Raw genomic sequence first — 20,483 nt, 5'->3', positions numbered from 1 at the left:
CGGCGATGCCCGTGAACGGGCCCCGCGGCTCCGCCCGACGGGTGTGAGAACCTTCGGGGCCGCGGCCAGCCGCCCCCGCAACCGGACCGGGAAGAGCAGATGCCGACCGAAGAAGAGGTCCGCGGAGCCCACTTCGCGCAGTCCCTGGAGCGCGGCCTGGCGGTCATCCGCGCCTTCTCCGCCGAGCGGCGCTCCATGACGCTCAGCGAGGTCGTGCGCGAGACCGGCCTGACCCGCGCCGCCGCACGCCGTTTCCTGCTCACGCTGGTGGACCCGGGATACGTGCGCACCGACGACAGGCTGTTCTCGCTCACACCCAGCGTGCTGGAGCTGGGTTACGCCTACGCGGCCTCCGCCGGGCTGCCCGACGTGCCCCGACCCCACCTGGAGGACCCGTCCGGCCGGGTGCGCGGGTCCGCCTCGGTCTCGGTGCTGGAGGGAGACGACGTGCTCTACGCGGCGCGTGCGGCGACCTCGCGGATCATGGCGGTGGCCATCCGGGCGGGCACCCGCTTCCCGGCCTCGGCCACCTCGATGGGCCGGGTGCTGCTGGCCGGGCACGACGACCGGAACCTGGACGCCTGCCTCGCGAGGCTGGAGCCGGCCCCGCTGACCCGGTTCACCATCACCGACCCGGCCGGGCTGCGCGCCGAGCTTGAGCGGGTGCGCGGGCAGGGGTACCCCATCGTCGACCAGGAACTCGAGGAGGGCCTGCGCTCGCTGTCCGCACCCGTCCGCGACGGGTCGGGCCGGGTGATCGCGGCCGCCAACGTGTCCGTCCACGCCGACCGGGCCTCGGTCGAGGACGTGCGCCGCGACCTCCTGCCCGCGCTGCTGGAGACCACCGCGCGCATCGGGGCCGACCTGGCCTCGGTGGCGCGCCGCGACGCGGGCTCCGGCTTCGCCGGGGCAGGGGCGGCGGGCCGGTCCGCCTCCCCCTGCCCCGGGCCGCGTGTCAGGGCCGGGCCGCTCGGGCGCGGTGGCGCCGGACGGCGTCGCGGTTGCCGCAGGCGGACGAGCAGTAGCGCTGGCGTCCGCCGCGCGAGAAGTCGGCGTAGACGCGGTCGCAGCCGTGCGCCGCGCACCGGCCGAGCCGGTCCATGCCCCGGCCGGTCAGGTGCAGGGCGGTGCCGACGGAGACCAGCGCGGCCACCTGACGGTGGGCGGGCAGCAGGTCGGGGCGGTAGTGCAGGTGCCATCCGGTACCCGCGTGGTCGGTCAGGCGCGGTGCGGCGGAGAACTCGATGAGCAGCGGATTGAGCCGTTCCGCGCGGGCGGGCGCGTCGGTGGCGTCGACCACTCGCGTCCAGCGCTTCAGGAACTCGCCGACGGCGGCCACGTCGTCCTCCCCCACGGGGCGTTCGAGGAGGAAGCCCACCTCCGCGCAGCGGCGCTCCAGGTCCACCACGCCGATCAGCGGCCGGTTGACCAGGTCCACTGCCAGGGTCACCGGATCCCGGCCGTAAGGGTTGAGATGCATAATGCCATTACACCAGACTGGCCCGATGCACACACGGCACGAACACCGCTGGACCACCGAATCGGACCACACCACCAGCGAGGGCGTCGTCGCCTACCAGCGCTGCGCGTGCGGGGGGCGCAGGGTGGTCCTGACCCGGGCCTTCGGGCTGCTCCAGGACGACCTGGCCTCGATCGGCCCCGGGCGGGGATGAGTCGGCGCGGTGGTGTGGGCTCAGTCCTCCTCGGAGCCGAGCAGGGCCCGCAGCACCGCCACCGCCCGTTCCTCGGCCTCCTCGGGGACGAACACGTGGTCGTGGTGGAAGCCGGAGACCACGTCGCACGGCAGACCGGCTCCGGTCAGCGCGGCGGCCACCGCCGCCACCAGCGCCGCCTCGCGCGCTCCGGCGGGGGCCTCCAGCGTGATCCAGGCGGCCGCGCCGTCGTAGGGCAGCCCGGCCGCGTCGGCCTCCTGGCGCGGGCACACCACGGTCAGGGCCTCGTCCTCGACCACCGTGGCCACAGGACGCACCCCCTCCGGCAGGGAAGCGCGGTCCGGCACGGTGGTGAAGACGTAAACGCCCGACCGCGTTCGGACCCGCGTTCCCGCCAGCAACCGCTCCAGCTCCCCGGCCACCCGCTTCCCCCTCCCTCCGCGCGCCCGCGGCGCCTTGCGGGCGTGTACCGCCTCCTGAGATCCTGCCCGCAACACCGCCGGGGACGCCAACCCGCGCACACGGGGACCCTGCGGCGGCCCCCAGCCTGGAATTCTGAGCACACGGCCCGAGCGCCGTCCGGAAGGGACAACGTGACCGACCTACACGCCACACCACACATCGCCAGGGAGTCGGGAACCTTCGCCATCGGCGACGACCTGCCGGTGCACCGCCTGGGCTTCGGAGCGATGCGCATCGTCGGCGAGGGGGTGTGGGGGCCGCCGCGCGACCGCGACGAGGCGCTGTCGGTGCTGCGGCGCGCGGTCGAACTGGGCGTGAACTTCATCGACACCGCGGACTCCTACGGTCCCCAGATCAGCGAGCAGCTGATCCGCGAGGCGCTCTACCCCTACAGCGACGACCTGGTCATCGGCACCAAGGCGGGTTTCGCGCGCACCGGCCCTGCGCAGTGGCACAGACTGGGCCGCCCCGAGTACCTCAAGCAGCAGGTGGAGCTGAGCCTGCGCAACCTGGGGCTGGAACGGATCGACCTGCTCCAGTTGCACCGGATCGACCCGGAGGTACCGCTGGCCGACCAACTGGGAGCCCTGGTGGAGCTGCGCGAACAGGGCAAGGTCCGCCACATCGGATTGAGCGAGGTGACCGTGGACGAGCTGTCGGCCGCCCGCGCGATCACCCCGGTGGCGTCGGTGCAGAACCAGTACGCGCCGTCCTTCCGCCAGTCCGAGGACGTACTGGAACAGTGCGAGAAGGACGGAACGGCCTTCCTTCCCTGGGCACCGGTAGGGCGCGGCGAGCTGGCGGGGCCGGGTTCCCCGCTGGGCGCGATGGCGGCGGAACACGGGGTGACCCCGGTACAGCTGTCCCTGGCCTGGCTACTGCACCGCTCGCCGGTCATGCTGCCGATCCCGGGCACGTCGCGGGTGGCTCACCTGGAGGAGAACACGGCCGCCGCCGCGGTGCGGCTGACCGATGCCGAGACCGAGCGCATCAGCCAGTACCTGGGCACCTGATCCGGGCGGCGCCGGGGCCGTGCCGCGGACCCCGGGTGCGCGGCGGCGGGCACCGGACGAAAGCACCGTTGACGGACTTCCTCCCCCACGGGTGCGGCGCGGAGTCGGGATCGGGCTCCGACGCGCCCCGTGGTTGCTTGCAACGGTCCCCACCCGCTGAGATCGTTCCCGGGACATCGCCGGTGGCCCGGTCTCGCTCGTCGCCGTATCGGTCCCGCCCCGGCTCCGCATGTTCGGCCCAGCGCCGTCCGGAAGGAACCCTCGTGACCGACGTAGACACCACACCGCACAACGCCCGGGAGTCGGGAACCCTCGTGATCGGCGGCGACCTGCCGGTGCACCGCCTGGGCTACGGCGCGATGCAGCTCGTCGGCCCGGGGGCGTGGGGCCCGCCCCGCGACCGCGACGAGGCCCTGGCCGTGCTGCGGCGCGCGGTCGAACTGGGCGTGAACTTCATCGACACCGCCGACTGCTACGGCCCCCAGATCAGCGAGCAGCTGATCCGCGAGGCGCTGCACCCCTACACCGACGACCTGGTCATCACCACCAAGGTGGGCTTCGCCCTCACCGGGCCGGGTGAGTGGCACCCGCTGGGCCGCCCCGAGTACCTCAAGCAGCAGGCGGAGCTGAGCCTGCGCAACCTCGGCGTGGAGAGGATCGACCTGCTCCAGCTGCACCGGATCGACACCCGGGTACCGCTGGCCGACCAGCTCGGCGCCCTGGTGGAGCTGCGCGAACAGGGCAAGGTCCGCCACATCGGGATGACGGGGGTGACCCTGGAGCAGCTCTCGGCGGCCCGCGCGATCACGCCTGTGGCGTCGGTGCAGAACTGGTACGGCCCGATCGCGCGCAAGTGCGAGGACGTGCTGGAACAGTGCGAGAGGGACGGAACGGCCTTCCTGCCCTGGGCGCCGCTGGGGCGCGGCGAGCTGGCGGGGCCGGACTCGCCGCTGGCCCCGCTGGCCGCGGAGCACGGGGTAGCCCCGGCGCAACTGGCGCTGGCCTGGCTGCTGCACCACTCGCCGGTCATGCTGCCGATCCCGGGCACGTCGCGGGTGGCTCACCTGGAGGAGAACACGGCCGCCGCCGCGATCAGGCTGTCGGAGTCCGAGACCGAGCGCATCGCCAAGTTCCTGGACGGCTGAGCCCGTGGACGCGCGCGGCCCCGCCGGTCTCCCGGCGGGGCCGCGCGTGTCCGGGGCGTCCGCTGCCGCACGGGGGCCGACGGCGGACCGTTCGTCCCGTTCAGCTCGGACGCATGCGGAACACCTGGAGGCGCATGCCGTAGTACTTCTCGGTCTCGCCGACCCACTCCATGCCCAGTCTGCGCGCCACGGCGATCGCCCGCTCGTTGTTGGGGCGCGCGACCGCGAAGACCTCCTCGATGCCCTGTTTGAACGCCCACGAGATGATGGCCTGGCTGGCCTCGGTGGCGTACCCCTGGCCCCACACGTCGGGGCGCAGCGCCCAGGACAGTTCGAAGTCCTCCTCGAAGGGAGGCAGGAGCCTGAGTGAGAGCCCTCCCACGAGCTGGCCGTCCTCCTCGCGGACGATGGCCCAGCGTCCCGCGGGCGGAATCAGGTTGGGCCCCGCCTCGACCCAGGCGTGCAGCACCAGGCGCATCGCGTCGGTGTCGTGCACCGGATGCCATTCCGGCGTCAGCCAGTGCGCGACCTCGTCGGCCCCGTAGATGCGCAGGGCCTCCTCGGCGTCGTCAAGCTGCCACTCCCGGATGAGGAGTCGTTCGGTCGACAACTCAAGGCTCATGCCACCACCGTAACCCGCGACAAACCACCACGACAGGGGGGAAGGGCAACAGACTCGGCATCCGGCCGGAGGGGTGGGCCCGCCACCCCGGCCGCGGGCCCCGGACACCGGTCCCCGCGAACAGGACGTGAACCGGTCCGTCACGAACCCTTTACACCCCGTATCGCGGCCGTTAGGGTGTCCAGCACGCCTGGGAGCGCTCCCAGACATGCGGTCCCCTCAAGAGCCCGTCGGCCCGCCCGCGGAGCCGCCCCGCCCCCTCGGACCGAAAGCGCGGCACACCGCCGGCGAACAAGGCGCTACAAAAGACCCGGACTGGCGCAGAAGGATTCGCGACGCCCGACTCCCGTTGCGATACTGACCAGTCCGGACCGGACCCCGCCGCCCGCGCGGCGGGGTCCGCTCACGTGTCAGCACCCCGCAGCCCAGGAGCCGCCCCATGAAGTTCGTCCGCGACCCCCACCACGACGGATCTCCCGACCACGTCAGCGTCGGGGAGGGCCGGGCGAGGCTGCGCGTGCGCGTGCCCGGGGACGCGGACGCGGTCTACGCCCGCGTGGTGGAGGACGGAGAGGCCGTCACCTTCCGTGCCGAGAGGACGCACGCGTCTGACGGAGCCGTCTGGTTCGAGGCGGACGTACCGCTGCGTCCGGTGGTGACCAACTACCGGTTCGCGATCGTGCGCGGCACCGAGTACACCTGGCTCAACCAGGAGGGCGTCCACGGGCACGAGGTGACCGACGCGGCGGACTTCCGGCTGATCGACGGTCCCCCGCCGCCCGCGTGGGTTCCGGGCACGAGCGTCTACCAGATCTTCCCCGACCGCTTCGCCCGCGACGACGACTCCGTCGAACCCCCGGCCGAGCACCCCGACTGGGCGCTGCCCCGCTCCTGGGACGACGAGCCCTCCGCCTTCGGGCTGACCGCGACCCGCGAGTACTTCGGCGGCACGCTCGACGGGGTCCGCCGCCGCCTGGACCACCTGGCCGCGCTGGGCGTGGAGGTGGTCTACCTGACCCCCGTCTTCCCTGCGCGCTCCACGCACCGCTACGACGCGGCCGCCTTCTCCGAGGTGGATCCGCTGCTGGGCGGCGACCGGGCCCTGCGGGAGCTGGCACGTGCCGCGCACGAACGCGGCATGCGGGTGATGGGCGACCTGACCACCAACCACACCGGGGACGCCCACGAGTGGTTCCTGGCGGCGCGGGCCGACGCGGACTCCGCCGAGGCGGGGTTCTACCACTTCACCGACCACCCGGACGGCTACGTGGGCTGGCTGGGTGTGCCCAGCCTGCCCAAGCTGGACTACTCCTCGGCCGAACTGCGGCGCCGGGTCTACGGCGCCGACGACTCGGTGCTCGTGGGCTGGCTGACCGGGCCGGACGCGCTGGACGGATGGCGCGTCGACGTGGCCAACATGACCGGGCGCAACGGCGCGCAGGACCTCAACCGCGAGGTCTCCGGGGAGATCGCGGCACGGATGCGCGAGGTGGACGAGCGGCGGGGCGGCGACGGTTCGTGGCTGCTGGCCGAGCACTTCCACGACGCGGGCCCCGACACCCACCACGACGGGTGGCACGGGGTGATGAACTACGCCGGGTTCACCCGGCCGGTGTGGACCTGGCTGAACACCGCGCCCGAGCACGTGCGCTACCTGCGCACGGACTCGCCGCTGCCGCGCGGCGGCGCCGAACAGGCGGTGCGGGCGATGCGCGCGACCAACGCCGGGCTGCCGTGGCGGGTGCTGACGCACAGCGTGAACGCGCTGAGCACGCACGACTCGACGCGCTTTCGGACCGTGGTGGGCGGCGACGCCGATCGGCACGAGGTCGGGGTGGCGGCGCAGGTGACCCTGCCCGGCGTGCCGTTCGTGTTCGCGGGCGACGAGATCGGCATGGAGGGCGTGGACGGGGAGAACGCCCGCAGGCCCATGCCCTGGCACCGGCCCGAGACGTGGGATACGGGGACGATGGAGGCGCACACCCGGCTGCTGGCCCTGCGCCGGGAGCTGCCCGCGCTCCAGACCGGCGGCCTGCGCTGGTTGGACGCGGGGCCGCACCACATGACGTTCCTGCGCTCGCTCGAAGGCCGGACGGTACTGGTGCACCTGGCCGACGGACCGCACGGGGGGCTGTCCGCGGCCCTGGCCGACCTGGAAGTCTCGGGCCTGGAGGTGCTCGCCCGGGGCGGCGGGGCCCGGGCGGTCCTGGAGGGTTCGGAGCGGGTGGAGTTGGCGGCGGACGGGCCCGGCTACGTCATCGCGGCCGGGAGCTGACGCACCGGACCGGGGCTGCGTGACGGGTTCCGCGCCGCCCCGGCAGGAGCCGGGGAGAGGGGTGGAACGGGTGGCGGGGCGGCCGGGCTCGGGAACGGGCGGCGATGACGGCCGTGCGTGGGAGGCGCGGTCGGATGAGGCTGACGACGAACGGTCCGGTAGCACGTCTCGCGGCCCCGCTTCGCCTTGTCCGGGCACGGAGGGACACCGGGAGAGCCAGTGCCCGCCGCGCCTTCCGACTCCCCGACCGCCACAGGGCGGGTAACCCCCGGGCTCACTGGGGCAGGGCGGCCTGGACGTCCTTGACGATCCTGGCGACCACGTCGCCGGTCCGGCCGACGAAGTAGAAGTGCTCGCCGGGCAGGATGTGGCGCTCCACCGGCCCCGAGGCGCGGCCCTCCCAGGCGGCGAGGCGCTCGGGCGTGACGCCGTGGTCGTCCCGGCCGCCGAAGACCGACAGCGGCGTCCGCAGCGGCGGGGCGTCCGGATCCGGGCGCCAGGTGTCGACGAGTTCGAGGTCGGCGCGGATCAGCGGCTCCACGAGCTTCCACTGCTCGGGGTCGTCCAGGGAACCGACGGCGGTCCCGCCCATGCGGGCGATGCTCCGACGCAGCCGCTCGGAGGACAGCAGGTGCCGGGGATCGTCGTGCTCGGGCCCCGGAGCCGGGCTCCAGGCCGACACCCCGAGCCAAGCGGGGTCGGCGGGGCCGTCGGCGGCCAGCAGGGCGGTCAGTTCGTGCGCCAGGAGCGCGCCCATGCTGTGGCCGAAGAACCCGAAGGGGCGGTCCAGTTCGGGGGCCAGGTGCGCGCGCAGGTGGCGGGCGAGTTCTCCGGCGTCGCGGAAGGGTTCCTCCGCCGCCGTCCGGCCGCGCCCGGGCGCCTCCACCAGGCACACCTCCCAGTCGGCCGGGAAGTGGCGCACCCAGGGCCGGTAGCCCAGGGAGGATCCGCCCGCGTGGTGCAGCAGGAAGATCCGGAAGCCTGCCCGGGGAACGGGTCGGGGCCGGATGAGGACGCCCTCGTGCACTGCCTGTTTCCTCGCTGTCCGTGTCCGGGTGCGGCCGTACGGCCACCGCAACAGAGCAAAACTACCAGTCGGTAGTACCAGCCGGTAACAACAGTCGCATTGCAGGTGAACGCGCCCCGCGCTGGAACACGACCCGCTACCCGTGGAACGCACCGGAACACCTGGCCCCGCCGGGGAACCGCTTCCGCCCCGCGGAGGCCGGAAAAACCACTCGCCGGGCCTCGGGGGCCACCGGCACACTGGGGGCTTTCCCGAGGAGGCCCCGATGAGTGCGCGTGCGCTGCCCCCGACCCTGCGCCACCGGGGGTTCCGCCTCCTCCTCGCGGGCAGGGGCGCCGACGAACTCGGCTCGGCGATGCTGCCCGTGGCCGTGGTCGGCCTGGTGCTGGCCGGACACGGACCGCTGCTCCTGGGCCTGGTCCTGGGCGCGCGCGGTGTGGCGGGATCCCTGTGCACCCTGTTGTCGGGCGCCCTGGTGAGCCGGGTCCGCAAGTCCACAGCCCTGGCCGCGGGCGACCTGGCCCAGTGCGCGGTCATGCTCGGCTTCGCCCTGGGCCCCGACTCCGCCGCCTGGTTCGTGTGCCTGGCCGCGGCCAGCGGCGCGGCCGGTTCGGTGAGCAAACCCGCCGCCGGGTCGATCGTGCCGCTGCTGGTCCCCGGCGACCGGCTGCGGGAGGCCAACGCCCTGCGCAACGTCGTGGGACGCGGCATGGGCGTGACCGGCCCCGCCGTGGCCGGAGTGCTGCTCGCCGCCCTGGAGGCGCGGGCGGTGTTCGCGCTGGTCGCCGCCGCCTTCGCGGTGGGCGGCGCCGTCCTGCTGCTGGTGCGCGAGGCGGCGCCGTCCGCCGAGCGCTCCGGGGCCACGATGGGCGCGAACTTCCGGGCGGGGCTGCGCGAGGTGGTGCGGCGGCCCTGGGTGGTGGCTATCATCGCGGTCGCCACCGTGCAGGCGCCGACCACCCTCGCACCCGGGTTCGCCCTGCTGCCGATCGTGGTCGCCGACTCCTACGCCGAGCCCGTCTACGGGCTGGCGCTGTCGTGCCTGTCGGCGGGCCAGCTCCTGGGCGGGGCCGTCGCCGCACGCTGGAACCCGGCGCGCCCCGGCCTGGTCTCCCTGGCGGGCGTACTCGTCTACCCGCTGGTTCTGCTGTGCCTGGCCGCGACCGTGCCCGCCTGGCTGCTGCTGACCGGCTACGCCGCCACCGGCACGGGCTTCATGCTCCTGGGCGTGTACTGGTACACCGCCCTGCAACGGGCGATCCCCCAGGACCTGCTCAGCGTGGTGATCAGCATCGACGAGGTGGGCAGCTTCGCGCTGGAACCGGTCGGGTACGCGCTGGCCGGGGCCCTGGCCGAAACCGTGGGGCCGCGCCCCGTGCTGGTCGGCGCGGCCGTGGCCGGGCTGGTGACCACGCTCGTACCGCTGGCCGTTCCCGGCGTCTCCCTCCTGGCCGACCCGGACCGACCGGCCGCCGCGCTCTGACGGCACACGGGACACACCGGCCGCACGCTTTTCCAGCCCGCCGCGGGGGGGGGAGGCTTGACGCCGGTCCTCCCCGCCGGGCCGCCTCAGACCGAACGGTCGACGCGGCCCCTCACCAGCCCCAGGGCCGCCGCCGCGGAACGCCGCACCCCGGCGGCCAGCCCGGACAGCCGACGGCGCCACACGGGCACCCCGAGGTCCTCCCCCGGTTCCACGGCCGTTCCGACCGCCTCGTCCGTCCCGGCGGACTCGGCTTGGGCGGCGCGCTCGCGCAACCGGTCCCTGACCTGTTCGGGGGTGTAGGCACGGCGCTGCCGCTGGTCCCGCGCGATCACCGCGCCGGTCGCCGCGACGCCCACGAAAGCGGCCACTCCAAGGGCCTTCCACCAACGCATGTTCCCTAGGCTAGTGGGTGTGGCAGACACGAGCATGTCCCTGAACGAGGCGCTGGAGCTCACCCGGACCGGTGACGTCTGGGTCTTCCGCGGCACGAGCGCGGCCGACCGCGCCATCCAGATCACCACCAACAGCCCGGTCAACCACGTCGGCATGTCCATCGTCGTCGAGGACCTGCCGCCGCTGATGTGGCACGCCGAACTCGGCCGGTCCCTGCCCGACGCGTGGACCGGCAGGCACCAGCGCGGCGTACAACTGCACGACCTGCGCGACGCCGTCCTGGTGTGGGGCCGAAAGTACGGCCAGCGCGGCTGGCTGCGCCAGCTCGACCCCCTGGCGGACGACGCGATGGAGGACGCCGCCCTGCGCACGGTCGCCCGGCTCAACGGCACCCCCTTCCCCTCCACCACCCAGATGGCCGCCCGCTGGGCGCGCGGACGCCTGCCGCTGCGCAAGCTTCCCTTCGGGCGGGGCGCGCGCGAGCGCGCGCTGGAGACGGCCTACTGCGCCGAGGTGATCGCCCTGACCTACGAGGCCATGGGCCTGCTGCCCTCTGGGAGACTGCCCGGGTACTACGACCCGGGGCGGTTCTGGAGCGGCGACGACCTGGAACTGCAGGGCGGCGCGGCGCTCGGCGGGGAGATCCGCGTGGACCTGCCCGCCGAGTGACCCCGAACGCCCGGCTGGGCGGACCGGCGCCGGTCCGCCCACCCGTCAGGGGAGGTGGAAGACCTCGGTCAGCGGCACCATGCCCTCGTCGGGACGGCCGGGCAGCCCTTCGAAGAACGGCGCCATCTCGGCCTGCCAGCGGGCGTTGACCTCGGTCCGTGCCATGGCGGCGCGGGCGGCCTCGAAGTCCTCGGTCTCCAGGTAGCCGACGACCGTGCCCTCCTCGGTACAGAACAACGAGTAGTTGTGCCAGCCGGCGGCGCTGAGGGCCTCGCGCATCTGCGGCCACACCTCGGCGTGCCGTTCCCGGTACTCGGCGAGGCGGTCCCTGCGGACCTTGAGGATGAAGCAGACGCGCTGCACGGACGTCCTTCCTGTGGGACGGATACGGATGAGGCGCGACAGAACGTGACTGGCCCGCCCGAAGCTGTACGTATTGCGGCACGTCGGGCCGGGCGGAGTCGCCCGGGCCCGGTTTCCGTGCGCCGGGCGCCCCCGAAGCGGCTCCGCCGCCGCGGGAACGTCTCCGGGGGCCCGGCCCCCGGAGACGGGCTCAGAAGTCGAAGTCGTCCACGTTCTCGGCGTCGAAGACCTGCGGCGGGCCGAGCACGATCTCCCCCTCGGTCTCGAACGTGAACTCGCCCAGGCGTCCGGCCGTGAAGGTCTCGCCCTCGGCGCCGGTGATCTGCCCGGCCTTGAGGGCGGCGCCGGTGTACCCGGCCAGGTAGCCCAGGTCTAGCGGGTTCCACAGGGCGAACTGGCTCACCGTTCCGTCGTCCACGAACTCGCGCATCTGGTTGGGCGTGCCCAGGCCGGTGACGGCCACCTCCCCGCGGTACTCGGAGTCGCTGACGTAGCGGGCCGCCGCGGCGATGCCCACCGTGGTCGGCGAGACCACGCCGCCCAGGTCGGGGTGGGACTGCATGAGGCCCTGCATCTCCTGGAAGGAGTCCAGGTCGTCGTCGTTGCCGTAGACGGTCGCGACCAGCTCCAGGTCGGCGTACTCCTCCTCGGTGAGCACCTCCTCCATCTCCGCGATCCAGGCGTTCTGGTTGGTGGCGTTGGGGGTGGCCGAGAGGACGGCGAAGGTGCCCTCTCCGCCCAGGTCCTCGGCGATCATCTCGACCAGGGTGCGGCCGATGAGCTCGGTGGAGGACTGGTTGACGAACACGTCGGTGCAGTTGGCGTTCGAGTCGTAGCCCACGATGGCCGCGCCGTTGTCGCGGGCCTCGTTGAGCGCGGGGCAGACCGCGTCGGGGTCGTTGGCGGCGATCACGATGACGTCGCTGCCCGCCTGGCTGGCCGCGTTGACGTACTCCACCTGGGAGTCGGCCGTGGCCTCGGTGCCCCCGCGCTCGGTGGCCGTTCCGCCGACCTCCTCGACGGCCTCGGTGCCGCCCTGGTCGACGATCTCGAAGAAGGGGTTGTTGAGCTGCTTGGGCAGGAAGTCGATCTTCAGGCCCTCGGGTATCTGCGCGTCGGGGTCGGCGGTGCCGGTCGGCCCGGCCCGGTTCTCCTCCTGGGCGTCCTCGATGGTGGTGCCCCCGCCGCAGGCGGCGGTCGTCAGCACCGCGAACGCGGACGCGGCCAGGATCAGGTGGCGTGGGCGGCCCTGGGTCATGAGTGTTCTCCCTTGGTGGGGGCGGACGCGGCGGACGGTGCCGCGGCCGGGGGTGAGGAGGGTCTGGGGCCGGGCACGCGTCTGGCGCGCAGCCGGGCCACGAGGTTGGGGGTGACGACGGAGGCGATGAGGATGAGGCCGGTGACGACCTGGAGGACCTCGCTGCTGATACCGAAGAGCTGGAGGGCGTTGCGGATGGCGCCCAGCAGCACGACGCCGCTCAGCACGCCCAGGATCGAGCCGACCCCGCCGAAGATGGACACCCCGCCGAGCAGGACCGCGGCCACGACCTGGAGTTCGAGGCCGAGGGCGGTGTCGGCGCGGGATGTGCCGTACTGCAGGGTCCAGAAGATCCCGGCCCCGGAGGCCACCGCGCCGCTGAGCGTGAACAGCCAGAACTTGGTCCAGCGCACCGGCACCCCGGTGAAGCGGGCGGCCTCGTCGTTGTTGCCGATGTCGAACAGCGAGCGGCCGACGGCGGTGGCGTGCAGCAGCACCCCGAACAGCACGGCCAGGACCAGGACCGCCACGGCGATCCACGGCAGGCCCTCCACGCCCAGGAAGGGCGCCCGGACGCCGCCGACCCAGCTCTGGGGGTAGCTGGCCACGGCGCGGTCGCCGAGCAGCACGTACGCCAGCCCCCGGTACAGGGCCATGGTGCCGATGGTCACGGCCAGGGACGGCAGCCCGCACACCGTGACCAGGAACCCGTTGAGGGCGCCCAGCAGCGCGCCCGCGGCCAGACAGATCCACAGGGCCGTCTCGATGGCGATCCCGGCCTCCCACAGCACGCCCAGGGTGGCGCTGGTCAGCGCCAGGGTGCTGGCCACCGACAGGTCGATCTCGCCGGTGATGACGATGAGCGTCATCGGCAGGGCCATCAGGGCGATGGCGGCCACGCTCAGCACCAGGAAGTCGATGTTGCGCGCGGTGGCGAACATGTCCACGAACAGCCCGGCGGCCAGCAGGGTGACCACGAGCGCGCCCACCACGGGCGCCTCGCGGGACGAGAGCAGCGACCGGATCCGGCCGGGGCCGCCGGGGCCGCGGCCCGGGGCGCCCTCGGGCACACGGTCGGGGGCGGGGGCGGTGACGGTGCGTTCAGGCGCCACGGGCACCTCCTCCTCGAAGCCTGCGCGCGGTACGCACCGCGAGCAGCCGGTCCAGGCCGATGGCGGCCAGGATGAGCGCGCCCACCACCGCCTGGTGCCAGAACTGGTCGACCTGCCAGATGGGCAGGGCGGCGGTGATGGTGGTGAGCAGGACGGCGCCGAGCGCGGCCCCGTAGACGGTGCCCACGCCGCCCGCGATGGCCACGCCGCCGACCACGGCCGCGGCGACGACCTGGAGTTCCATGCCGGTGCCGACGGTGGAGTCGACGGTGCCGTAGCGGGCGGCGAAGAGTACCCCGGCCAGCCCGGCCAGGGCCCCGTTGGCGGCGAAGGCCCAGGTGACGCGGCGCGAGGCGGGGATGCCGGAGAGCCGGGCGGCGTCGGCGTCGGAGCCGATGGCGTACAGCTCGCGGCCCGAGCGGTAGCTGGCGAGGTAGAAGCCCACGACGGCGACGACGACGATGGCGACCGCGGCCGGCAGGGGCACGCCCAGGACGCTGAAGCGGCCCAGGAGCAGGAAGGAGTCGGGCATGTCGTGGGCGTTGACCTGCTCGCCCCCTGCCCACCAGTGGTTGAGGCCGCGGTAGGCGTACAAAGTGCCCAGGGTGACGACCAGGGCGGGCACCCGCACAGTGGTGACCAGCAGGCCGTTGAGCAGACCCGCGACCAGGCCGACGCCGACCCCGGCGAGCATCGCGACGGGCACGGGCAGGCCGGGGAAGGTCACGAACAGCAGGCCGGTGCCGAAGGCCGACAGGCCCATGACCGAGCCGACCGACAGGTCGACGTTCCTGGTGATCAGGACCAGGGCCTGGCCGACGGCGAGGACGGACAGGACGGTGGCGCCCAGGAACAGGTCGCGCACGCCCTGGCTGGACAGGAAACCGGGGTTGTACAGCCAGGTGGCGGCCACGAGGATCACCACGGCCAGGAGCACGCCGAGTTCGCGGAACTGGAGCCCGCGGCGCGCGGCGGGAGCGGGGGTGGGGGCGGTGCTGACCGTGTTCGTCATGCGGCCTCGCCCGGTCGCTGTCCGGTGGCCGCGTACATGACCGACTCCTCGTCGGCCTGCGCGCGGTCCAGGTGGGCGGTGATCCGGCCCTCGTGCATGACCAGGACCCGGTCGGCCATGCCCAGGACCTCGGGGAGTTCGCTGGAGACCATGACGATGGCCAGCCCCCGGCCCGCGAGGGCGGACAGCAAACGGTGGACCTCGGCCTTGGTGCCCACGTCGATGCCGCGTGTGGGCTCGTCCACGAACAGCACGCGGGGATCGGTGGACAGCCACTTGGCCAGGACGACTTTTTGCTGGTTGCCGCCGGAGAGGGTGGAGACGGGGTCGGTGAGGCGGCCGAACCTCAGGTTCAGGCGCTCGCCCCACTCGCGGGCGGAGTCGCGTTCGGCTCGGGGGCGCAGCAGGCCCAGGCGGCTGAGCGCTCGGCGGCGGGTGGCGGTGGCGTTGCGCTCGATGGAGGACTCCATGACCAGGCCCTGCTGGCGGCGGTCCTCGGGGACCAGGGCCAGCCCGGCGGCCATGGCGGCCCGGGGCCGCCCCGGCGCCAGCGGACCGCCCTCCACCCGCACGGTGCCCGCGTCGTAGCGGTCCACTCCGAACACGGCGCGGACGACCTCGCTGCGTCCGGCGCCGACCAGTCCGGCCAGGGCGACGATCTCCCCGGCGCGCACCGAGAAGGAGACGTCGGCGAACACGCCGTGGCGGGTCAGGCCGTCGACCTCCAGCAGGACCTCTCCGCGCTCGGCCTCCTCCTTGGGGTAGAGGCTGCTGACCTCGCGGCCGACCATGCGGCGCACGACGGTGTCCACGTCCAGGTCGCCGGTGGGGTCGCAGGAGACGAACGCGCCGTCGCGGACCACGGTGACGCGGTCGCACAGGGCGAAGACCTCGTCGAAGCGGTGGGAGATGAACAGCAGTGCCGCGCCGGAGTCGCGCAGGTTGCGGGCGACGGTGAACAGGCGTTCGGCCTCCACGCCGGACAGGGCGGCGGTGGGCTCGTCCATGACCAGGACCCGTGCCCGGCGGGTGAGGGCCTTGGCGATCTCCACGAGCTGCTGGTCGGCGATGGACAGCCCCCGGGCGGGGCGGTCGGGGCCCATGTCCACGCCCAGGCGCGTGAAGACCTCCCGGGTGTCGCGGCGCATGCGGCCGCGGTCGATGGTGCCCAGGCGGGTGCGGGGCTGGCGGCCGACGAAGATGTTCTCGGCCACCGACAGGTCGGGGAACAGCGTGGGTTCCTGGTAGATGACCGCGACCCCGGCGCGCTGGGCGTCCACGGGCGCGGCGAACTCCGCGGGGCGGCCGTCCACGAGCACCTGTCCGCCGTCCGGCCGGTGCACCCCCGCGATGGTCTTGACCAGGGTGGACTTGCCCGCCCCGTTCTCGCCCACCAGTGCGTGGATCTCTCCGGAGCGCAGTTCCAGGGACAGCCCCCGCAGGGCCCGGACGCTTCCGAAGGACTTGGTGACGTCGACCAGGGCGAGGGGTGGGGGGACCTCTGCTGGGTCCACGTGCGCCCTCCTTCTCTTTGCCATACCTCTTTGCCGTGACTGGCAAAAACGTTTTAATATGAAGTGGATGCTAAGTGCCGCACGTCACACCGTCAAGAGGATCGTCCGAGAATTCGCAGGTCTCACAGCGATAACGGCCTTCCTGCTGGTAAGCCCTTTCCAGCAGACGCGAGGCCGGAGACACTTGACCGCGGGCGGTGGATTGACACGTTTCAATCGGGGTGTGAGTACGATGCATCGCATCGCCCTCCGCACACGCACGGGAGAAGCCCCTTGTCCACCAGGTCCCCCAACGCACGCCGCGGCGTGGGTATCACCGAGGTCGCCCGGCGCGCCGGGGTCTCTCCCGGAACCGTGTCCAACGTGCTCAACCGCCCCGAGCGGGTCGCCGAGGCCACCCGCCTGCGGGTCGAGGCGGCCATCACCGAACTCGACTACGTGCGCAACTCCTCCGGCAGCAGCCTGCGCTCGGGCCGCAGCGAGTCAGTGGGGCTGCTCGTGCTGGACGTGACCAACCCGTTCTTCACCGAGGTCGCCCGGGGCGTGGAGGACGAGGCGGCCGGGTCCGGGCTCGCCGTGGTGCTGCTCAACTCCGCCGAGAAGCGCGAGCGCCAGCAGCGCAACGTGCGCCTGCTGGCCGAGCAGCGCGCGGCCGGGGCCGTGGTGATGCCGGTGGACGACGACCTGTCGGACCTGCTGTGGCTGAGCCGCCAGGGGACCTCCTGGGTGGCCCTGGACCGGGGCGACGTCGCCGAGGACGTGGGGTGCAGCGTCAGCGTGGACAACCACGCGGGCGGGATGGCGGCCGGGAGGCACCTCATCGGGCTGGGGCACGAGACGGTGACCTTCCTGACCGGGCCGTTCGCCATCGAGCAGGTGCGCAGGCGGCACGAGGGGCTACGCGACGCCTTCACCGAGGCCGGACTGGACCCGGACGCCAGCGTGCGGGTGGTCGAGCAGCCGCTGCTCAACCCCGAACAGGGCGAGCGGGCGGTGGACGCGATCCTGGGCGGGGGGCCGCGACAGCGACCGCGGGCGGTGTTCTGCGCCAACGACCAGCTCGCGCTCGGCGTGATGAAGGGCCTGGGCCAGCGGGGCCTGCGGGTGCCCGAGGACATGTCGGTGGTGGGCTACGACAACGTGGACTTCGCCGACCTGGTGCATCCGGGGCTGACCACGGTGGCCCAGCCCAAGTACGAGCTGGGCCGTGCGGCGATGCGCCTGCTGGAGTCGGAGCTGAACCACGGCGAGCACGTCCACGAGCGGGTGCTGTTCACGCCGGAGCTGGTGGTGCGGGGCTCGACGGCGGCGTACCGCCCCTGATCCGTGTTCCCCTGCTTTCCAACCGAAGGAAAGCCCGTGCAAAAGCCCTGCTCAGGGTAGTACTGGCCCGGTGGGAAGGGTATTCGGCCCACATGGGCGAGGACACGGAGAAGGGCCCCGGGAAGGGCAAGGGCAAGGACGCACGGGACTACCGCAGGGACTACACCGACCCCGAGTTGCGGGAACGGCTCAAGGAGCGGATCAAGGCCTCGGACAAGGGCGGGGCCGCCGGGAAGTGGTCGGCGCGCAAGAGCCAACTGCTCACGCAAGAGTACGAACGCGAGGGCGGCGGCTACCGGCACCCGGACCACCTGAGCGGCGACCAGCGCGACCTTCGGCGGTGGACCGAGGAGGAGTGGCAGACGGCCTCCGGCGACGCGCGGGCGCGCGACAGCGGTTCCAAGGAGCCCGGGGGCACCGAGCGCTACCTCCCCCGCCACGCCTGGGAGCAGCTCAGCCCTCAGGAGCGGCGGCACGCACAGCGCACCAAGCGACGCGACGACGGGCGGGGCAGGGGACGTTCGCCGAACCCTCCGGCCGCGAAGTCGGCCCGCAGGTCCGTCGAACTGGATCGGCTCCCCGCCGCCGAGGCCGCCGAGAAGGCGCGGGGGATGTCCTCGGAGCAGGCCCGCCGCGCCGCCGAGCACGAACGCGGGCACAAGGCCCGCAAGACCGTGCTGCGCGTGCTCGACAGGCGTGCCGAGGGCTGACCGCGCAGGGGCGGACACAGGCGGAGGCACAGCCGCGCCGAGGGCTGGCCGGGGAACGGACAACGAGGGGACGGGGGCGGACATGGACGACGAGCAGCGGCGGCAGGTACGGCAGGAGTTCGGCGAGGCGGTCAACATGACGCCCAGGGAGCTGGAGCGGTGGCTGGAGACCGACGAGTCGAAGTCCGTGGGCGAGGGCGACGGGGAGTCCGAGGGCCACCGCTCGGGGCGGCGGATCGTGGACGTCCTGCGCGCTTCGCGGGGTGATCTGAAGGAGCGGGACTACGAGCACATGCGCAAGGTCACCGGTTACGTGCACCGGCACCTGGCGCAGAAGCCGTCCGGGGACCCGAGCGGGACCCCGTGGCGGTACTCGCTGATGAACTGGGGGCACGACCCGCTCAAGGGCTGACGCGCCGCGCTGAGTGGCCTTTAGGTGCGAGGCCCCCGTTCCAGGAGGCGGAACGGGGGTCTTGCTGTCTCGGGGGGAGAGCGCCGGGAACGCTGTCGCTAGCGACGGGAGGACGCCAGCAGGGAGAGCAGGGAGGTCCACTCGCGGCGGTCGAAGCTGAGGTGGCCCAGTTCCCGGTTCTGGGTGTCTCTCACATCAGCGCCTGACACGCACTCACGGGCCTCCACGCAAGACTCAGCACCTGATGAATACGAGCTCTTGTGCCAGACGTTCACAGCAGCTTCTCCAGAACCTCTCGTGACTGCGCAGCGGGAAGAGCGCTGCCCAGCGCGCGCTTGACCAGGCCATGGAGTCGGTCATACCCGGTCGTTTCCTCGTAGAAGACGTTACCGCGAACATGATCCGCACTCGCAGCCTTCCCTCCGCCCCGAAGATGGAACATCAGGAGCATGCTGGTCACTCCGACGAGGATGGAACCTTCAGGGATCAGGTGAACCATCACCTTCCCACTACTGGAGACGGACAGAAGGCGTGCAACCTGTTCCTTGCGGACATCCTCCGGGACGCACGTCAAAGCCGAAGTCGGGAACACAGCAATCACGTTCGGATCGTTCTTACTACTCAGGTACTGATAGCGCGCGGAACGGAGCGCGATGAGGCGATCGATCTCCTTGGGGGAACCAGGGTGGAGCCCTTCGCGCATGACGAGCCGAAGGTACTGAGGAGACTGGAGCAACCCAGGTACCACATGCGGAGATATCAGCTCTATCGTCTCCGCTGCTTCCTCAAGGCGGCTCATGTCGCGCATCCAAGGGGGAAGTCCTCCGGCCGTCGCGAACTCCCATTCCCTGACCAGGCGGCCGTTCACACCTAGCGCCTTGTCTACTTTCTCCACATCATCCCGAGCTGGGCTGACATGGCCGTTCTCCCAGCGTGACAGCGTTGACGCAGAGCAGTTCGCAAGCGAAGCGAGCCTTCGGAGGGTATAGCCAACCTGTTTGCGCTCATGCGCGAGGATTTGCCCGAAATTCTGTTCCACCATATCCCCCAGGCTAGCCACAAGGTTGCATGCCCGACCATTCGTTTTGGGCTAGGCCGCACTTACTCTGAAACACGGAGCCGCCGGGCCAGCCTGAGGGTATGCAGAACCGAACGCAGCAGAACCCGGACATGTTCGCCACTGCCCTCGCAGCCTTCCAGAGCCAGCGGGGCCTGGCCTTCACCGTCGAGTGGCGGCGCTTCCCCTGGACCCACGGCCCCGACGTCGAACGCGCCCTCGTCGGCCCCTCCTACCTGGGCAACGTCGCCATCGGCCTCAAGGACGACTTCTCCTGGAGCTACCAGGACCGGTGCGGCACCTGGAAGTACGTGCAGCGCGACCGAATCAGCCTCCTCGTGGACTCCGTGGTCGAGGACAGGGCCGGGTTCCATCCGCCGCTGCCGAACCGTTCCGCCTACCGTCAGGTTCGCGGAACGCAGTGATCGCGGGAAGAAAAAACCACGAGACCTACACCAATCTCGGAGACATCTCAATTCTCCACGTTACATCCGAGAAACGACATTTGCATTACAGGCTAGGAACACCTCTACTGGGAAGAGGATCGGTCGGTTTCGGTTTCGGAGAAGGGCCCGCCCTTCAGGCCCGGGCGAGCCGCCCCCACCACAACGCCGTAGGGCCCGACTACGGTGTGCGCTGGTTCGAGGGGAGGCGTGCACACTGTGTTGACGGGATGCCGCTATCGGCTCGCACTCACCGGCGGGCAGGCCGAGTCGTGCCGGGCTCATGGCGGTAGCGGCGGGCACCGCCGGGGCGTGGCGGTGGCCTTCGCCAGCTCTGACGGCGACCTGCTCGACCAGGTGTTCCAGCCCCCGAAGGAGACCGAGCGCGAAACGCGGCCCGGCGCACCCGCACTCGGATCGTGGAGGTCGATCCCGCGTACACGTCCCAGACCTGTCACTCGTGCGGACACGTCGCGGTGGAGAGCCACAGCGCGCGTCGGCGCCCACCGGCGCC

Annotated in this window: 22 protein-coding genes and 2 pseudogenes; 12 read left to right on the top strand and 12 right to left on the bottom strand. The window is 72.4% G+C overall.

All coding sequences use genetic code 11. From position 1 onward, the window contains the following. Positions 1–99 precede the first annotated feature (99 nt). A pseudogene (locus tag ABD54_RS27140) lies at positions 100–894 on the top strand (IclR family transcriptional regulator C-terminal domain-containing protein); the annotation flags it as partial. A 61-nt stretch (positions 895–955) separates the two neighbouring features. Here ABD54_RS27140 and ABD54_RS09245 read toward each other — a convergent pair. Continuing rightward, positions 956–1,480, bottom strand: coding sequence for a CGNR zinc finger domain-containing protein (locus ABD54_RS09245; RefSeq protein WP_047869023.1), 525 nt, complete (start codon positions 1,478–1,480; stop codon positions 956–958). 25 nt (positions 1,481–1,505) lie between these two features. Here ABD54_RS09245 and ABD54_RS28510 point away from each other — a divergent pair, with 25 nt between their 5' ends. After that, complete coding sequence (locus tag ABD54_RS28510; RefSeq protein ID WP_200904072.1) at positions 1,506–1,673, top strand: hypothetical protein; 168 nt, start codon at positions 1,506–1,508, stop codon at positions 1,671–1,673. Positions 1,674–1,693: 20 nt separating this feature from the next. Here the strand turns inward: ABD54_RS28510 and ABD54_RS09240 are convergent, their stop codons facing one another. After that, positions 1,694–2,095, bottom strand: a complete 402-nt coding sequence (locus ABD54_RS09240; protein WP_047869022.1) for an ACT domain-containing protein — start codon at positions 2,093–2,095, stop codon at positions 1,694–1,696. Between the two features lie 171 nt (positions 2,096–2,266). On the opposite strand from ABD54_RS09240, the gene ABD54_RS09235 reads away from it, so the two are divergent. Then, positions 2,267–3,148 carry an aldo/keto reductase gene (locus ABD54_RS09235; protein ID WP_047869021.1) on the top strand — a complete coding sequence of 294 codons (882 nt, stop codon included), beginning with the start codon at positions 2,267–2,269 and terminating at the stop codon, positions 3,146–3,148. Between the two features lie 263 nt (positions 3,149–3,411). After that, a complete protein-coding gene (locus ABD54_RS09230) occupies positions 3,412–4,293 on the top strand; it encodes an aldo/keto reductase (protein WP_047869020.1) in 882 nt (293 codons plus the stop codon). 100 nt (positions 4,294–4,393) lie between these two features. On the opposite strand, the gene ABD54_RS09225 is transcribed toward ABD54_RS09230, so the two are convergent. Next, positions 4,394–4,915, bottom strand: a complete 522-nt coding sequence (locus ABD54_RS09225; RefSeq protein WP_047869019.1) for a GNAT family N-acetyltransferase — start codon at positions 4,913–4,915, stop codon at positions 4,394–4,396. Between the two features lie 439 nt (positions 4,916–5,354). Here ABD54_RS09225 and ABD54_RS09220 point away from each other — a divergent pair, with 439 nt between their 5' ends. Next, a complete protein-coding gene (locus tag ABD54_RS09220) occupies positions 5,355–7,190 on the top strand; it encodes a glycoside hydrolase family 13 protein (protein WP_047869018.1) in 1,836 nt (611 codons plus the stop codon). A gap of 274 nt (positions 7,191–7,464) precedes the next feature. Here the strand turns inward: ABD54_RS09220 and ABD54_RS09215 are convergent, their stop codons facing one another. After that, complete coding sequence (locus ABD54_RS09215; RefSeq protein ID WP_047869017.1) at positions 7,465–8,217, bottom strand: thioesterase II family protein; 753 nt, start codon at positions 8,215–8,217, stop codon at positions 7,465–7,467. Between the two features lie 265 nt (positions 8,218–8,482). Here ABD54_RS09215 and ABD54_RS09210 point away from each other — a divergent pair, with 265 nt between their 5' ends. Beyond that, positions 8,483–9,700, top strand: coding sequence for an MFS transporter (locus tag ABD54_RS09210; RefSeq protein WP_047869016.1), 1,218 nt, complete (start codon positions 8,483–8,485; stop codon positions 9,698–9,700). A gap of 86 nt (positions 9,701–9,786) precedes the next feature. Here ABD54_RS09210 and ABD54_RS09205 read toward each other — a convergent pair whose 3' ends face one another. After that, positions 9,787–10,071, bottom strand: a complete 285-nt coding sequence (locus tag ABD54_RS09205; RefSeq protein WP_047869015.1) for a hypothetical protein — start codon at positions 10,069–10,071, stop codon at positions 9,787–9,789. Between the two features lie 58 nt (positions 10,072–10,129). Here ABD54_RS09205 and ABD54_RS09200 point away from each other — a divergent pair, with 58 nt between their 5' ends. Next, the gene (locus ABD54_RS09200) at positions 10,130–10,765 is read left to right on the top strand and encodes a hypothetical protein (RefSeq protein WP_047869014.1); all 636 of its coding nucleotides are present in this window, start codon (positions 10,130–10,132) and stop codon (positions 10,763–10,765) included. 45 nt (positions 10,766–10,810) lie between these two features. Here ABD54_RS09200 and ABD54_RS09195 read toward each other — a convergent pair whose 3' ends face one another. The 5 genes from ABD54_RS09195 to ABD54_RS09175 all read right to left on the bottom strand — a co-directional run bounded on the left by ABD54_RS09195 (position 10,811) and on the right by ABD54_RS09175 (position 16,024). Further along, complete coding sequence (locus tag ABD54_RS09195; protein WP_047869013.1) at positions 10,811–11,128, bottom strand: L-rhamnose mutarotase; 318 nt, start codon at positions 11,126–11,128, stop codon at positions 10,811–10,813. 190 nt (positions 11,129–11,318) lie between these two features. Then, a complete protein-coding gene (gene rhaS, locus ABD54_RS09190; protein WP_047869012.1) occupies positions 11,319–12,386 on the bottom strand; it encodes a rhamnose ABC transporter substrate-binding protein in 1,068 nt (355 codons plus the stop codon). Further along, positions 12,383–13,504 (bottom strand): ABC transporter permease, encoded by a 1,122-nt coding sequence (locus tag ABD54_RS09185; protein WP_082166753.1) that lies wholly within the window; start codon positions 13,502–13,504, stop codon positions 12,383–12,385. Before ABD54_RS09185 ends, rhaS begins: the two co-directional genes overlap by 4 nt. Continuing rightward, positions 13,488–14,510: an ABC transporter permease gene (locus ABD54_RS09180; protein WP_047869011.1), complete on the bottom strand. Its 1,023-nt coding sequence runs from the start codon at positions 14,508–14,510 to the stop codon at positions 13,488–13,490. The genes ABD54_RS09185 and ABD54_RS09180 overlap by 17 nt, the downstream gene beginning before the upstream one ends. Then, on the bottom strand, positions 14,507–16,024 hold the full coding sequence (locus ABD54_RS09175; RefSeq protein WP_047869010.1) for a sugar ABC transporter ATP-binding protein: 1,518 nt from the start codon (positions 16,022–16,024) through the stop codon (positions 14,507–14,509). Before ABD54_RS09175 ends, ABD54_RS09180 begins: the two co-directional genes overlap by 4 nt. Before the next feature lie 273 nt (positions 16,025–16,297). On the opposite strand from ABD54_RS09175, the gene ABD54_RS09170 reads away from it, so the two are divergent. The 3 genes from ABD54_RS09170 to ABD54_RS09160 all read left to right on the top strand — a co-directional run bounded on the left by ABD54_RS09170 (position 16,298) and on the right by ABD54_RS09160 (position 18,469). Further along, positions 16,298–17,347: a LacI family DNA-binding transcriptional regulator gene (locus ABD54_RS09170; protein WP_047869009.1), complete on the top strand. Its 1,050-nt coding sequence runs from the start codon at positions 16,298–16,300 to the stop codon at positions 17,345–17,347. Positions 17,348–17,439: 92 nt separating this feature from the next. Next, positions 17,440–18,057 (top strand): hypothetical protein, encoded by a 618-nt coding sequence (locus ABD54_RS09165; protein WP_047869008.1) that lies wholly within the window; start codon positions 17,440–17,442, stop codon positions 18,055–18,057. An 82-nt stretch (positions 18,058–18,139) separates the two neighbouring features. Next, a complete protein-coding gene (locus tag ABD54_RS09160) occupies positions 18,140–18,469 on the top strand; it encodes a DUF3140 domain-containing protein (protein ID WP_047869007.1) in 330 nt (109 codons plus the stop codon). A 98-nt stretch (positions 18,470–18,567) separates the two neighbouring features. On the opposite strand, the gene ABD54_RS27130 is transcribed toward ABD54_RS09160, so the two are convergent. Together ABD54_RS27130 and ABD54_RS09155 are read right to left on the bottom strand one after the other, a co-directional pair. Continuing rightward, positions 18,568–18,744, bottom strand: coding sequence for a DUF397 domain-containing protein (locus ABD54_RS27130; protein WP_082166752.1), 177 nt, complete (start codon positions 18,742–18,744; stop codon positions 18,568–18,570). Continuing rightward, complete coding sequence (locus tag ABD54_RS09155) at positions 18,741–19,511, bottom strand: helix-turn-helix transcriptional regulator (RefSeq protein ID WP_047869032.1); 771 nt, start codon at positions 19,509–19,511, stop codon at positions 18,741–18,743. The genes ABD54_RS27130 and ABD54_RS09155 overlap by 4 nt, the downstream gene beginning before the upstream one ends. 98 nt (positions 19,512–19,609) lie before the next feature. On the opposite strand from ABD54_RS09155, the gene ABD54_RS09150 reads away from it, so the two are divergent. Continuing rightward, on the top strand, positions 19,610–19,951 hold the full coding sequence (locus ABD54_RS09150) for a hypothetical protein (RefSeq protein WP_047869006.1): 342 nt from the start codon (positions 19,610–19,612) through the stop codon (positions 19,949–19,951). Between the two features lie 437 nt (positions 19,952–20,388). Continuing rightward, positions 20,389–20,460 (top strand): annotated as a pseudogene (locus ABD54_RS29355) (zinc ribbon domain-containing protein); the annotation flags it as partial. Between the last annotated feature and the right edge of the window lie 23 nt (positions 20,461–20,483).

Source organism: Nocardiopsis sp. RV163 (genome assembly GCF_001029525.1).
GTDB lineage: Bacteria > Actinomycetota > Actinomycetes > Streptosporangiales > Streptosporangiaceae > Nocardiopsis > Nocardiopsis dassonvillei.
This window is presented reverse-complemented; position numbering and strand designations above follow the sequence as displayed.

What these genes read in the sequence shown, in the direction of transcription:
- ABD54_RS09180 (WP_047869011.1), bottom strand. Translation starts at nt 14,510, where the DNA reads ATGACGAACACGGTCAGCACCGCCCCCACCCCCGCTCCCGCCGCGCGC.
- ABD54_RS09165 (WP_047869008.1), top strand. Translation starts at nt 17,440, where the DNA reads ATGGGCGAGGACACGGAGAAGGGCCCCGGGAAGGGCAAGGGCAAGGAC.
- ABD54_RS09160 (WP_047869007.1), top strand. Translation starts at nt 18,140, where the DNA reads ATGGACGACGAGCAGCGGCGGCAGGTACGGCAGGAGTTCGGCGAGGCG.
- ABD54_RS09225 (WP_047869019.1), bottom strand. Translation starts at nt 4,915, where the DNA reads ATGAGCCTTGAGTTGTCGACCGAACGACTCCTCATCCGGGAGTGGCAG.
- ABD54_RS09200 (WP_047869014.1), top strand. Translation starts at nt 10,130, where the DNA reads ATGTCCCTGAACGAGGCGCTGGAGCTCACCCGGACCGGTGACGTCTGG.
- ABD54_RS28510 (WP_200904072.1), top strand. Translation starts at nt 1,506, where the DNA reads ATGCACACACGGCACGAACACCGCTGGACCACCGAATCGGACCACACC.
- ABD54_RS09210 (WP_047869016.1), top strand. Translation starts at nt 8,483, where the DNA reads ATGAGTGCGCGTGCGCTGCCCCCGACCCTGCGCCACCGGGGGTTCCGC.
- rhaS (WP_047869012.1), bottom strand. Translation starts at nt 12,386, where the DNA reads ATGACCCAGGGCCGCCCACGCCACCTGATCCTGGCCGCGTCCGCGTTC.
- ABD54_RS09155 (WP_047869032.1), bottom strand. Translation starts at nt 19,511, where the DNA reads ATGGTGGAACAGAATTTCGGGCAAATCCTCGCGCATGAGCGCAAACAG.
- ABD54_RS09245 (WP_047869023.1), bottom strand. Translation starts at nt 1,480, where the DNA reads ATGCATCTCAACCCTTACGGCCGGGATCCGGTGACCCTGGCAGTGGAC.
- ABD54_RS09150 (WP_047869006.1), top strand. Translation starts at nt 19,610, where the DNA reads ATGCAGAACCGAACGCAGCAGAACCCGGACATGTTCGCCACTGCCCTC.
- ABD54_RS09220 (WP_047869018.1), top strand. Translation starts at nt 5,355, where the DNA reads ATGAAGTTCGTCCGCGACCCCCACCACGACGGATCTCCCGACCACGTC.